Here is a 13,459-nt window from a genome sequence, read left to right as displayed (position 1 = left end):
CAAGTGACTCAAAGGTGCTCGCTGAGCACCTTTGAGTCATCATTAAAGAAATCAAGCCTCACCAATGAATATGGATACATATTCCAATTCCAAGCGACGACAGAACCTTCGATATTTATTCATAATTGATCGTCGAAGTCGATTTTTTCGATATCTCTGTTGAAACTTGGATACCTAAAAGAATAATGACGGCTCCGACGACTGTGAGTAAATCCGGAAGTTCAAAGAAAAACAAATATCCCCATGCGGTTGAAAAAATAAGGCCAGTAAATAAGCCAATGGAAACGCTGCCTATGTCTCCACTTTCAAGTGAGCGGTTGTTAAACCAATGCCCCAGCACGTAACACAAGGCAATCAGCATACAGATAACGGTTACAGCCAAACTGGGTGAGGTCCATACCGGTATGGTTAACATTGCGATCATGGGCAGAGTAATAATGTAGTGGTTATAGAGCACATCTCCAGGCGAATCTGTATCAAGTAGCTTCTTCACAAACAACCAAGAACCAGCATTAAATACTGAATAGCACAACATCGCTATCACACCTATCGTCAGTGGCATATAGCTTGGGCGCAAAATGATTAGCACACCGATAACGCTTAATAAGCAGGCCGATGCCTTAGCTATCGTCATTTTTTCTTTAAAGAAATAAACAGCAAGCAATAACATCAGGATCGGACTAATAAAGCTGATGGCAACGGCATTAGCGAGAGGGAGTAACGTCACACCATAAAAAATGGTGATTCCTGCGGCTAAATCAATCACAGAACGGCTGATATAGATTTTTGGCTGACCTAACTTCAGTCGCCGGCTCTGTTTCCCCCGGCTTAAAAGCAAGAAAAACAACCCAAACAGATAGTTCAAAAAGAGGATCTGTAAGGGGGGGATTTCCCCGCCGGCGTGTCGAATGAATGCCCCTCCCAGAGTGAAAAAGCATTGAGAAATAAGTACATAAAGCAACCATGAGGGTAAAGCTAACTTATTTAGCACAATTACACCGCTTGATATTCACAGTGAACAATGTGCTCTTTTGCAATTGTTCGCTTGGTTGGGAAACTCTGCTTACAAGCCACTGTCACATTATTACAACGAGGGTGAAACGGACAGCCAGAGGGAGGATTAATCGGATTAGGGACTTCACCTGACACTGGGGTTCTGGCACGATTAATTTGGCTGATATCCGGGATTGAATCCATCAACATCGTGGTATATCGATGCTGAGGATGGTCGAAAATACGGTCAACCGGGCCAGATTCGACTAAATTCCCCAAATACATCACGCCAACGCGATCAGAAAAATGTGAAATAACAGACATGTCATGACTTATAAACAGATAGGTTAAGTCAAATTCGTCCTGCAAATCCTTCATCAGATTGATAATTTGAGCTTGAACTGAAACATCGAGTGCTGATGTTGGTTCATCACACACCAAGAACTCTGGCTTTCCTGCCAAGGCACGGGCAATGGAGATGCGTTGCCGTTGACCGCCTGAAAACTCATGGGGGTACTTCGCCATATCGCTAGCCCCCAAGCCAACATAACCCAGCATTTTGGCGACTTTCTTTCTGGCTTCACTGGCCGTATTAACGAGGCCAAAGGCGTGTAGCGGTTCGGCGACAATACGTTCCACCGTCCAACGCGGGTTCAAACTAGCAAAGGGATCTTGGAAAATCATTTGTGATTTTCTGCGGATCATGTCTCGTTCCGCTTTGGTTGCCATGGCCAGATCGATGCCGTCATAGATGATCCGACCACTGGTCGGTTTATATAACCCGACCAGTAACCGGGCGATAGTCGATTTACCGCAACCAGATTCGCCTACAATACTGAAGCTTTCACCTCGGTTGATCTCAAAAGAAACATTTTTTACCGCTTTCAAATACGACTTGGGTTCATTCGAAAGAAGTCGGTTTAAAAACCGTTTTGACACATCAAATTCGATACTTAAATCTTCAACTTTAACTAATGGCTCGGTCATTTTATCTGTTCCTTAATCAATACAGATGGCAAGCGATTTCAGCACCATCAACTACCTTGGTTTGCGGCACGGTTTGTTTACATTCGGCTGTTGCGCGTTCACAACGAGGGTGAAATGAACAGCCATCAGGAATTGCATTTAACCGTGGCATTGAGCCATCAATTTGATATAAGCGTTCTTTTCTGTGACCAATTTTTGGAATAGCTGCCATTAAACCAAGCGTGTATGGATGGCTTGGCTGTTGGAGCACTGTTTGTACCGGACCACATTCAACAACACGGCCGGCATACATGACGGCTACGCGATCACAGATTTCAGCAATCACCCCCATATCATGAGTGATGATCATCACTGACGCACGGTGTTCTGCACAGAGCTTTTTTAGAAGCTGCAAGACTTGTGCCTGTACGGATACATCCAGTGCTGTCGTGGGCTCATCGGCAATGATCACTTTGGGTTCAACACAGAGCGCAAGGGCAATAACCACTCGCTGGCGCATTCCGCCGGAGAACTGATGTGGGTAATGATCTATCCGCGTTTCTGGTGCGGGGATCCCAACTTCTTGCATCAACGAAATCGCTTTTTCTCTCGCTTGCTCTTTCGATAATGGTAAGTGAGTTCGGATCGTTTCTATCAGCTGCGCTCCGATCGTCAGTACCGGGTTTAAGCTCGTCAGTGGGTCCTGGAAAATTACACCGATCTCTTTGCCACGAAGTCGATGACGTGATTCTTGATCCAAAGTATCAATACGCTTTCCTTCCAGATAAACGCTACCGCCGACAATTTCCCCGGGACTTTCTAGCAAACCGGTGATAGCTGAACCGGTGAGGGATTTTCCCGCACCTGATTCTCCGACAACACCTAAAATCTCACCGGGGAAAATACGCATATTAACATCTCTCAGTGCCGCTAAATCGCCCCTTCTGTTGACGAAGTTAACCGATAAGTTATTGACTTCCAGAGTCGGTTTCTTATTTTCTTGTGTCATAATATGTTACCAAATCAGTTTAGTTTCGGGTTCAGAGCATCGCGTAACCAGTCGCCAACAATGTTGACCGACAGAGCGAGCAAGACGAGCATTAATGATGGGAAGAACACAACCCACCATTGGCCAGAGAACAGGTAGGAATTACCTTCGTTAATCAAAGTGCCCAATGATGGCTGATGAGGAGGCATTCCCACGCCGAGAAAAGACAACGTGGCTTCGGTAAGTATCGCCAGCGCCAAATGCAGTGTTGCCAGCACCAGTAAGGGGCTTAGAGTATTGGGTAAGATATGAGTAAACATGATCTTAAACGGTGCAACGCCCATCACTTTCGCCGCTTGCACATATTCTTTATTTTTTTCCAGAAAGACGGAGCTGCGTACAGTCCGGGCATACTGCATCCAACCGGTTAAGGTAATCGAAAATACGATGATATAGAGCATCATGTCATCATGATAAGCCTGAGGCAGAATCCCTCGTGCGACCCCGCTCACCAACAGCGCAAACATGATGGTGGGGAAACTCAACATGGCATCAGAAAAACGCATGATAAAGGCATCAAGCGCACCGCCCACATAGCCGCTGAGGATCCCCAGCGAAACGCCTAATACAGCTGACATGGCAACACTCATAAAACCGACGATGAGCGAAATTTTTAAGCCGTACAGCATTAAGGAGTAAACATCGCGCCCTTGAATATCTGTTCCCAGGAAAAAACGCCCGTCTCCATCTTCGATAAAGGAAGGTGGCAACTCTGAATCCATTAAATTAAAAGATGCGGTATCAAACGGATCATGAGGGGAAATCCATACTGAAAATATCCCAGAAAAAATTAGGATGGTTGCGATGGTAAACGCAAACACGGTTATCTTTGATTGTCTAAATTTATAGACGAAATCAGTATCCCATAACGCATGGGCTTTTTGAGCGAAAGCAGTCATTAATAATCCTTTAATAATGGTTTAAGCGTGAGATTTCATTCGTGGGTCGATAATGAAATACAACATATCAACTAATGTGTTTAAGCAAATAAAAATAAATGAAATGAAAACCAAATACGACGAGATAACTGGAATGTCGACATAGTTAATCGCCTGAATAAATAACATCCCCATGCCCGGCCACTGGAAAACGGTCTCGGTTACAATTGCAAACGCAATAAGACCACCAATTTGTAACCCCATGACGGTTACAACAGGCAACAATGAGTTTCGCAGCGCGTGAACATAGTTAATACTGCTCTGCTTAATACCTCGAGCTTTAGCAAATTTAATATAATCTGTGCGCAGAACTTCCTGCATTTCTGAGCTGATCAGGCGCATAATTAACGTTACTTTGAACAAGCACAGTGAGAGTGCTGGTAAAATAATCGAATGCCACCCAGATGTTGTTAACAAGCCGGTTGTCCAGCCGCCGAGGTCGACCACTTCGCCACGGCCATGTGATGGGAATATCCCAAGCCAAACCGAGAACACAATGATCAGCAGTATTCCGGTGACAAAGCTGGGCAGAGAGACACCAACCAAAGACCCAACCTGTACAGTACTCGTCAACCATTTGTTTTTACTTAGTGAAATCCAAATTCCTAACGGGAAACCAATAAGAATAGAAAGCACAACCGCCACAAAAACAAGTTCTAAAGTTGCGGGGATCCTTTCCATAATTAATTTGAATACATCTTCTTGATTATAATATGAAATGCCAAAGTTACCTGTGGCCATATTCTGAACAAAACGAATGTATTGCGTGATAACGGAGTCATTAAGTCCCAGTGACTCTCTTAATGCATCTCGCTCAAATTGTGTGGCACTTTCAGCCAGCATGCCATCAACCGGATCACCGACAAATTGAAACATTACAAAGGCAATCAAGGCAACAGACAACATTAATATACTGGCTTGTATTAGCCGGCGAAATAAGAAGGCAATCATATATTCACACCAAAAAATTAGGGGGAAATAAGGGTCATGACAACCCTTTCCTTGAGTGGTTATTTAAAGTTTCCATACCATAAACGCGGTACATTATCTGGTGCTTGTGGCAGTTCAAAGTGTTTAGAAAGAACCCAAGCAACTGGCTCATGGTGCAGCGGAATATACGGCAGATCCAATTGGGACTGGTTTAATGCCGCGGCCATAAGCTGTACACGTTTACCGTGATCTAATTCGAGCGCAGATTCTTCAATCAAACGGTCAACTTTGGTATTTTTATATTGTGGAATATTGAAAGCACCATAGTTGTTATTATCCTTAGAGTGCAGTAGTTGCACATTGATACTGTGAGCATCAATCAGAGGAAGGTTTGCCCAGCCTATTACCGCAACATCCGTTTTATGATTATCGCGTACCTGGGAGTAGGTACTGCGAGGATGAATGTTGAAATCAGACTTGATCCCCACTTTCGACCAAAACGTTTGTACAGCCTGACACCATTGCTCGGCATTCAAGTAAGCACCTTGTACACAGTCGAACGCTAACTTAAAACCATCGGGATAACCGGCTTCCGCTAACAGTTTTTTCGCTTGCTGAGGATTATAACTGAGTGTGATCGCTGATTTTTCGTCGTAGCCAGCAATTGCAGGTGCAACATAATGGTTCGCCACTGTCGTCATATTTCGCATGATTTTCTTAACGATGGCATCACGGTTAATGGCCATAAACATCGCCTGGCGAACACGCAGATCTTGAAGTGGATTGGCCCCGTTTACGTTACCTGCAATTAACGTGTCAGACATATTTAGCGACAGATAGTCGACCCGTAAAGACGGGGTAACTAACACTTTTAGATCTGGATTTTTTTCAATACGAGGAAGATCTTGTAATGGAACATCACTAACCAAATCAAATTCACCTGCCATTAAGCCGGCAAGGCGGGTTGCAGGTGATTTGACTGGACTGAATATGATTTTGTCGATGTTGTGCTCAGCATTCGCGGTATTCCACCATTCGGTATTTTTTTCCAGTACCATTTCTGCGTCGCGGCGGCGGCTGACAAGTTTGAAGGGACCGGTACCGTTGGTGTTATTTGTTGCGTAGCCTTCTGTCCCTTGAGACATATTGGTTGGCTGTAGGGCGTTATGCTCTTTTAACCACTCTTCGTCCATCATTAACACACTGGTTAATTCATTCAGACTAATCGAGGATTTATTATTAAGAATAATCTCGACAGTGTATTCATCAATTTTTTTTGCTTCTTTAATGGTTGAAACATTTCCTCTTACCCCTGAATCTTGGTGGGTGACTCGAGCAATAGAGGCCACAACATCATCAGCATTGAAGCGATTGCCATTGTGGAACTTAACATCTTGTCTTAAAGATAAACGTAGTGTTGTGTCATTGATAAATTCCCAGTCTGTCGCCAGTACGCCTTCCATTTGAAGCTTGTCATTCCACTGGATCAATGCTTCGTAGATATTATTTTGAAAACTCAGTGCTGAGGTTGAAGCAAATGCATAAGGATCCAGTGTCGCAATATCAGTTTGTGCCGCCCAGCGAACCACATTCTCAGCTTGTGCGCTGTAAGCAAACGTTGCCCCTAACAGCAGGGTTAGTGCCTTCTTACTAAATTTCATTCTTCTTCCCTAAAGTCCGTTATATCACTCAGAAAAAATCAACCATGTAGGATACAACCTCAAGCAATAACGGAATTTTAACAACATTCCACCAACCGCTGCCATTCAGTATCTAATTGATATATATAGTAAAGTTAAAGGTAACCTTCAAGGCTTCAGCCCTTTTTGATCACAATGTCATAATATATTGTATACAATATATGTCAATACAGAATACAATATTGTTAGTTTATTGGTTACAAAGTGAAGATTTATAAAGTATTATTTGATGATGGTTGTTAAATTTATCCGTCGGTTTAACGTTTGAGTTATGCATTTTATTGGTAGGCGCTAACTATGAAATTCTCTCTTTCAAAACATGAAAATCCTGTTTCTGAAGTGTTGCGGCTTGCTATCCGTCAAAAGAAATTACTTCCAGGCTCTCGGCTTAAAGAAGCGGAGCTTGCCACAGCCTTTAACCTTAGCAGGACAAAAATACGAGAAGCGTTGCTGCAATTGGCTCAGCAAGGGCTGGTGCATATTGAACCTAATAAAGGCGCGGTGATCCCGGTATTTTCTGAATTTGAAATTCAAGATGTTTTCTGGTCGCGGCAGGTGGTTGAAAGGGCAATAGCTGAACGCTTGGTAAATACTTTCACCGTTGAGATAGCAGAGAAGATTCAACAACACATCATGCTGGAGCGTGAAGCCTATGATAAAGGGGATCGGCTTGAACTATTACAGCTCTCTGGCGATTTTCATATCTTGCTCGCAGAGCTTGCGAACGTCCCGCTATTAAAAAGCTTTCTTCGTCAGCTCATCGATAAAAACAGTTTAATCCTATCTCATTACGAAATAATGGAGGGTATTAACTGCAGTATTGTAGATCATCCAAAGATCTTAGCTGCCTTTAAAACACGACAATTAGAACAGGTACTTGCCATCACGGATGAGCACCTTTCGTTCATCAAAGATAGTATTTACGAACCGCTACGCAGTAATCAACAAGGGATTGCCGATGTACTATCCCAATACCTCAATCCATAGGAAGGAAAAAAAATGAATAATTTGCTGATCAAAAATGTTCGCCCTTTTGGTAAGGAAAGCTCGGATATTTTGATCCTTGACGGGAAAATAGAAAAAATCGCACCAAGCATAACGGCTGTAACGCCAGCCACTGTGGTTGATGGCGGAGGAAAATTGGCACTGCCCGGCTTTATTGATGGTCATGCCCATATCGATAAGTCGCTATGGGGAATGGATTGGTACGCGAATGATGTCCCCAGTGATCTGGAAGGTATCATTACTAATGAGCGGAATTTCAGAGCCGAAAATCCTTTCTCACCACAAGAGCAATCTGAACGTGTATGCCGCCAAGCAATCAGCAAGGGCACCACGCACATTCGTACCCATATTGATGTTGATACTGAAATCGGTCTGAAACATATTCAGGGTGTTCTTGAAACCAAAGAAAAATTGAAAAATCAGATTTTTATTGAAACAGTCGCGTTTCCACAAAGTGGGATGTTAGGACGTCCAGGAACCGTCAATTTAATGGAAGAATCCTTGATCATGGGGGCTGATTTAATCGGCGGGATTGATCCTTCCTCATTTGAGCGCAATCCGGTTGAACATATTAACACCCTATTTCTTCTTGCGGCGAAACATGGAAAAGGGGTAGATATTCACCTGCATGAACCGGGTACATTAGGGGCGTTTTCGGTTGAACTTATAATTGAAAAAACCAAGGAATATCAACTTAATGGCAACGTCACTATCAGCCATGCTTTTTGTTTAGGCGAGGTAGATGCTGACTATCAAGCACGGCTTGTCGATGGTTTAGCCACCCAGCAAATTCACATTGCCACCACGGCGCCAGCAAACAGAAACCTTCCGCCGTATGAAATGTTGAAAGCGGCAGGCGTAAAAGTGACCGTCGGTAATGATGGGATCCGTGATACGTGGAGTCCGTACGGCAACGCCGACATGCTACAGCGAGCAATGCTTATGGGGTTAAAATATCGTTGGCGTAAAGATCGTGATCTTGAACAAGCATTATACGCCATCACCCAAGGCGGTGCCGATGTGTTAGGGCTCACTAACTATGGCCTTAAAAAAGGAGTTGAGGCCGATCTCGTGCTGCTCGAAGGCCAAGTTGCTATCCAGCCGATCATTGACCAACCCGTTGATCGTACGGTGATCAAAGCTGGGATGGTTGTTGCGGAAAACGGTGTGTGTACTTTTTAACTTAAGAGGCAATAATGGCAATCACAAAGTTAAAAGGAAAATACGTTATCGGTTATGAGGACAGCAGCCACCAGATTTATGAAAATGGTGAAGTTGTCTTTGAGTCTGATTCGGTCATTTTTGTCGGTCATAACTACCCTTATCCGGTAGATCAAACCTATGACACCGGCAATAGTATTATTGGGCCTGGGTTTATTGACCTCGATGCACTCGCTGATCTTGATTCGACGGTGTTGGCATTTGATAACCAACCCGGTTGGAAGAAAGGCCGTATTCCTGCCAGCACATGGCAACGAAGAGAAACGTATACTAATGCAGAACTTGATTTTAGTAAAAAATACGCTTTTGCCCACCTGTTATTAAACGGAGTGACAACGGCATTGCCTATTACCTCTATTCTTTATCGGGAATGGGCAGAAACGTATTCGGAATTTATGCGGGCGGCGGATATCGCTGAGGATATCGGGATCCGCGCCTATTTAGGTCCTGCGTATATGTCGGGCCATGCGTGTGTTGAGCCTGATGGTTCGTTTAAGATGCGGTTTAACGAAGAAAAGGGGATGAGTGGATTGCATGATGCAGTGCGCTTTGTTGAACAAGTCAATCAGGGCTATAGCAGCCGCATACAAGGAATGTTTGCCCCAGATCGGATTGAAGGGTGTACTCAATTACTGTTGGCGACGACCGCAGAAGCCGTGCAAGATCTCGGGTGTCCGGTTCGGCTGCATGCATGCCAGGGACAGTTTGAGGTTGATATGGTTGAGCAACGCTTTCCTGGCCTGTCATCACTCGATCTGATCAGCCAAAGCGGTTTATTATCATCGCATTTACTGATGCCTCACGCACAATTCTTAGGTGGTAAGGAGCCTACTTCAGAAAGGGTTGACCAAGAATTGTCGATGTTTGCCGAAGCGGGTGCCAGTGCCGTAGTTTGTCCGTTAGTCGCGGGTCGGCATGGGAAATATATTGATAGTCTGACTAAGTTCAAAGCCAAGAAAATCAATATTGGCTTAGGTACCGACACCTTCCCGCCGGACTTTATTCAAAATATGCATATTGGCACAATCTTAAGCAGGGTAACGGAAGGTGACATCGCCGCTGCCAGTGCTGCTGATTATTACAATATGGCTACTATTGGTGGTGCCGATGCTATTGGCCGCCCGGATTTAGGTCGGTTGTGCAGAGGTGCCAAAGCTGACATTGTGATATTTGACTTAAATTCAATCCATACCGGGCAATGTTTTGACCCGATCACTACCTTAGTGATCAATGGCAACGGGCGCGATGTCAAAGGCGTGTTTGTCGACGGTGAAATGGTAGTTTGGGATCATCAACTTGTAAGGCTCAACCTCGATTTATCAGCGTTACATTATCAAGCCCAGCAACAATTTAATCGTTTTATGGATACCTTCCCTGAACGTAGCCATAAGCATCCACCTCGTGATGAAATATTTCCCCCCTCTTTTCCGTTACATCGACACGAACCTTTCCGCTAACCTGGAAAGTCTTCGCTTCTTCTCTACTCGAGTCACGGCTGCCGCTGGCTACGAAAACGAGTGGAGACAGGCGAGGCGGCTGTCTCGGATAATCACCAAGAACCACAAGTGTACTCATTTACAGGTCCATCCGTCTGCCAGGGAGTAACATTGCTCCCTGGCGGGCATATCGATTGTGTCGCAAATTCGTCGATGTTCAAGCGACTTTTCGTCTGTCAGTTAAAGCGCCGCCGCTCATGCTGCAAGCAAGGTAATGTGCTTTCCGTTAGTGTGTAAACTGACCATCGACAAGCACCTCTTCAGCGAGATACTGATCATTGACAATGGTTACAGATGCCCGATAGCCTGGTTTAAGTGATCCCAGCTGACTGTCCAGATTCAAGGCCTGGGCGGGATAGGTTGAAGCCATTCTAAATGCCTCAGACTCTTTAACTCCCCATTGGATAAGGTTGGCAACAGATTCATCCATCCCTATGTGGGCTCCGGCAAGGTTGCCCTGCGCGTTGACCAATTTCCCGTTTTGTACCGAGATGGTTTCATCGTTGAGCATAAAGCTACTATTTTCACTGCCGACGGATGCCATAGCATCTGTAATGACCAGCAATTTACCTGCAGGCTTGATTCGTTGGCTAAGCAGCACATTCTGTTTAGATACGTGAATGCCGTCGGTGATGATAGAGCACCAGGCTTTATCTAGTCTCAGCGCGGTTCCGACAACTCCGGGCTCCCGTCCTTCGAGAGGAGACATTGCATTAAACAGATGGGTAAAGCCGTCGATGTTAGCGGTAATGTCCGAGGTGAAATCGGCCGATGTTGCATTACTGTGTCCGCATGAAAGGAGTATGCCTCTTTCTTTGAGCCATGAGATCGCCTGGCTGCTGACTTCTTCTGGCGCCAAAGTAATTAAGGTCGTACCTGTTTTAAGCCACGGTAACTGTTCGAGAGCTTGCTCGGAGGGGGTATAAAAGTGCTTGGAATCATGAGCCCCTTTTTTAGCAATACTTAGCCAGGGACCTTCAAGGTGAACACCTAACACACCGGGTACGTCATTGGTTAATGCGGTTTGAGCCGCCTTTAGTGCTTGAGATATCTTTTCGGCAGTATCGCTGATAAGCGTTGGCAGCAGATAAGCGGTCCCATGTTTCCGGTGTGCACGGCAGATGGTATCAATGCCATCTGCTGTAGTGATTTGATTAAACATCACGCCACCGCCACCGTTTACTTGTATATCAATAAAACCTGGCACAACGGTTCCATCTGGATAGTCGGTGACTTCCGCTTCGATAGGTAGTGAAGCCGTAGGGATAATCGAGATAATTTTATTATCTCGCCACAATAGGGATGCGTCAGAATGAAAGCTTTCTCCATCGAAGATACGCTTGGCTGATAGTGCTCTGAGCGTCATTATTGCTCTCCCGGCATTTTATGTGAGTAAAGATAGGCGGCCCCTAGCAGGCAAGCGTCATGATTGCCATTCGCTGGTAACAACACAACTTGAAAAGGCAGGGGCTTAGATTGGATGTATTGGTTCACCCGGTCCAAATAACCGCGGGCCAAGCCGATGCCGCCACCCAGAACGATGACATCTAAATCGAGTGCGGCCTTTAAATTCGAACATAATGTGGCGACAGCCTTTGCGCTGTCTTGAATGATTGCTTCTGCGTCAGGATCGGCTGGAGCCAACTCGAATAACGTCTGATTACTGATTGATGGTGATAGTTTTTGTTGTACTTGCTTGTGGATCGCGGTGCCAGAGGCCATCGCTTCGACACAGCCTGTCTGGCCGCAGCCACATTCGATGCCGTTATGATCTATGACCATATGGCCAACGTGACCTGCAAAATTTGTCTTCCCTGTATGCAGTTTTCCATCGATTACCAAGCCTCCGCCAATTCCTGTTGAAACGGTAATATAGGCCATGTTGTGGTAATCGCCTTCAAGGCATTGATACTCGTACCATGCGGCTGCCTGAGCATCGTTGAGCATGGCAACAGGTAAACCGCTTAGCTCTTGCAATGCGGTATGAAGTGGAAAAGGCGTAGGGAAGGCCAGTGTATCTGGATTGATGGCGGTAATGCCAGCGTCTGTGACGAGCCCTGTGGTTGAAACACCAATGCTATCGACTTTATCTAGCCAGGGCTGGCACTCAGCAAGTAATTGCTGGGCAAAGGCTATTGCAGATCCCACTGAAGGTGTTGGAATTTGTTTACGCTCTGTCATTTTTCCTTGCAGCACCAAGCCAAGCGCTATTTTTGTACCGCCAATATCGAGGGCTAAAACATTCATGAATGTGCCCCTGCTGTCTGTGTTGCTTGGTTAAACCAACCGGTGACGACTTCCAAGCGAGTCAATGCTGAACCCACGGTTACCGCAACGGCACCACATTCGATTGCTTTGGCCGCCAGCTCCGGAGTATTAAACCGACCTTCCGCCATAGTAAAGAATCCGGCCGAGGAAAACTGTTTTACCAGTTCAAAATCAGGGTCTGTTGGTGGTTCATCACCCACGTAGCCGGACAATGTTGAGCCTATGATGTCGATACCATGATCATGAGCCCACTGGCCATCTTCATAGCAGGAGCAGTCAGCCATTGCAAAACACTCGGATCGGATAATGGCATCGGCAATTGTTTCGCGTGTTTCAGGACGGACGCGTTCGGTTGCATCAAAAGCGATAATACTCGCGCCGGCTTGCTCCAGAGCTTGAACATCTTGGGTAAATGGTGTGATCCGTACGGGGCTGTTTTCTAAATCACGTTTCACAATACCGATAATGGGTATATTAACCTGCATGGCAACGGCTTTAACATTTTCGACACCTTCGATACGTAATGCACGTGCGCCTGCTTGCTCTGCGGCCATTGCCATCGCGACGATAAACTCGGTCTTTTCTAGCGGGCTTCCTGCTACGGGTTGAATGGAAACAATAGTCTGTCCATATAAAACCCCCTTTAAATCGCTGATAGTTATTGAATTATCTCTCATGGCTGGCCTCATGTAGTCGGTTTTATCACGGAGGAGGGATCGTCTTAACTGACACTTATATTCATCTAACGGCTAACTTAATTGATAGTGTTGTGAATTATTGTCCGCGATCACATTTTGTGCAAAATGATTTGAAAATAATCTTCACCGCAATGATAATTCATAACGAAGATTTTTTTCAAACAAAAAAAATATTTTTTCCAAACGGTGTGATCAG

General features: G+C 45.1%; 10 protein-coding genes and 1 pseudogene. 3 read left to right on the top strand and 8 right to left on the bottom strand.

Annotation, left to right across the window (positions count from 1 at the left end):
* Window positions 1-115: 115 nt before the first annotated feature.
* The 5 genes and pseudogenes from R3289_RS01775 to R3289_RS01750 form a co-directional block, all read right to left on the bottom strand.
* A complete protein-coding gene (locus tag R3289_RS01775) occupies window positions 116-991 on the bottom strand; it encodes a DMT family transporter (RefSeq protein WP_318923637.1) in 876 nt (291 codons plus the stop codon).
* A 2-nt stretch (window positions 992-993) separates the two neighbouring features.
* Window positions 994-2,968 (bottom strand): annotated as a pseudogene (locus tag R3289_RS20510) (dipeptide ABC transporter ATP-binding protein).
* Between the two features lie 14 nt (window positions 2,969-2,982).
* Window positions 2,983-3,906 carry an ABC transporter permease gene (locus tag R3289_RS01760; protein WP_318923634.1) on the bottom strand — a complete coding sequence of 308 codons (924 nt, stop codon included), beginning with the start codon at window positions 3,904-3,906 and terminating at the stop codon, window positions 2,983-2,985.
* A gap of 21 nt (window positions 3,907-3,927) precedes the next feature.
* Window positions 3,928-4,896 carry an ABC transporter permease gene (locus R3289_RS01755; protein ID WP_318923633.1) on the bottom strand — a complete coding sequence of 323 codons (969 nt, stop codon included), beginning with the start codon at window positions 4,894-4,896 and terminating at the stop codon, window positions 3,928-3,930.
* A 59-nt stretch (window positions 4,897-4,955) separates the two neighbouring features.
* A complete protein-coding gene (locus R3289_RS01750) occupies window positions 4,956-6,536 on the bottom strand; it encodes an ABC transporter substrate-binding protein (RefSeq protein ID WP_318923632.1) in 1,581 nt (526 codons plus the stop codon).
* Between the two features lie 336 nt (window positions 6,537-6,872).
* Between R3289_RS01750 and R3289_RS01745 the strand changes: the two genes are divergently transcribed.
* Genes R3289_RS01745 through R3289_RS01735 form a run of 3 tightly spaced genes read left to right on the top strand, consistent with a single transcriptional unit; the run spans window position 6,873 to window position 10,258 of the window.
* Entirely contained in the window at window positions 6,873-7,562 is a 690-nt protein-coding gene (locus R3289_RS01745; RefSeq protein WP_318923631.1) for a GntR family transcriptional regulator, read from the top strand.
* A 12-nt stretch (window positions 7,563-7,574) separates the two neighbouring features.
* Window positions 7,575-8,762, top strand: coding sequence for an amidohydrolase family protein (locus tag R3289_RS01740; RefSeq protein ID WP_318923630.1), 1,188 nt, complete (start codon window positions 7,575-7,577; stop codon window positions 8,760-8,762).
* A gap of 14 nt (window positions 8,763-8,776) precedes the next feature.
* Entirely contained in the window at window positions 8,777-10,258 is a 1,482-nt protein-coding gene (locus tag R3289_RS01735) for a chlorohydrolase family protein (RefSeq protein WP_318923629.1), read from the top strand.
* Window positions 10,259-10,523: 265 nt separating this feature from the next.
* On the opposite strand, the gene nagA is transcribed toward R3289_RS01735, so the two are convergent.
* From nagA to R3289_RS01720, 3 genes are read right to left on the bottom strand one after another with little or no spacing between them, the layout of a single operon-like run.
* Window positions 10,524-11,663 (bottom strand): N-acetylglucosamine-6-phosphate deacetylase, encoded by a 1,140-nt coding sequence (gene nagA, locus R3289_RS01730; RefSeq protein WP_318923628.1) that lies wholly within the window; start codon window positions 11,661-11,663, stop codon window positions 10,524-10,526.
* Window positions 11,663-12,544: an N-acetylmannosamine kinase gene (locus R3289_RS01725; RefSeq protein ID WP_318923627.1), complete on the bottom strand. Its 882-nt coding sequence runs from the start codon at window positions 12,542-12,544 to the stop codon at window positions 11,663-11,665. Before R3289_RS01725 ends, nagA begins: the two co-directional genes overlap by 1 nt.
* The gene (locus tag R3289_RS01720) at window positions 12,541-13,242 is read right to left on the bottom strand and encodes an N-acetylmannosamine-6-phosphate 2-epimerase (RefSeq protein ID WP_318923626.1); all 702 of its coding nucleotides are present in this window, start codon (window positions 13,240-13,242) and stop codon (window positions 12,541-12,543) included. The genes R3289_RS01725 and R3289_RS01720 overlap by 4 nt, the downstream gene beginning before the upstream one ends.
* Window positions 13,243-13,459: the final 217 nt, after the last annotated feature.

It is taken from the genome of Photobacterium sp. (assembly GCF_033720175.1).
GTDB lineage: Bacteria > Pseudomonadota > Gammaproteobacteria > Enterobacterales > Vibrionaceae > Photobacterium.
Note: the sequence above shows the minus strand (reverse complement) of the source record. Positions and strands in the feature narration are given on the sequence as shown.

Coding starts and splice junctions, on each gene's coding strand:
- R3289_RS01750 (WP_318923632.1), bottom strand. CDS start 6,536: ATGAAATTTAGTAAGAAGGCACTAACCCTGCTGTTAGGGGCAACGTTT.
- R3289_RS01740 (WP_318923630.1), top strand. CDS start 7,575: ATGAATAATTTGCTGATCAAAAATGTTCGCCCTTTTGGTAAGGAAAGC.
- R3289_RS01735 (WP_318923629.1), top strand. CDS start 8,777: ATGGCAATCACAAAGTTAAAAGGAAAATACGTTATCGGTTATGAGGAC.
- R3289_RS01720 (WP_318923626.1), bottom strand. CDS start 13,242: ATGAGAGATAATTCAATAACTATCAGCGATTTAAAGGGGGTTTTATAT.
- nagA (WP_318923628.1), bottom strand. CDS start 11,663: ATGACGCTCAGAGCACTATCAGCCAAGCGTATCTTCGATGGAGAAAGC.
- R3289_RS01760 (WP_318923634.1), bottom strand. CDS start 3,906: ATGACTGCTTTCGCTCAAAAAGCCCATGCGTTATGGGATACTGATTTC.
- R3289_RS01755 (WP_318923633.1), bottom strand. CDS start 4,896: ATGATTGCCTTCTTATTTCGCCGGCTAATACAAGCCAGTATATTAATG.
- R3289_RS01745 (WP_318923631.1), top strand. CDS start 6,873: ATGAAATTCTCTCTTTCAAAACATGAAAATCCTGTTTCTGAAGTGTTG.
- R3289_RS01725 (WP_318923627.1), bottom strand. CDS start 12,544: ATGAATGTTTTAGCCCTCGATATTGGCGGTACAAAAATAGCGCTTGGC.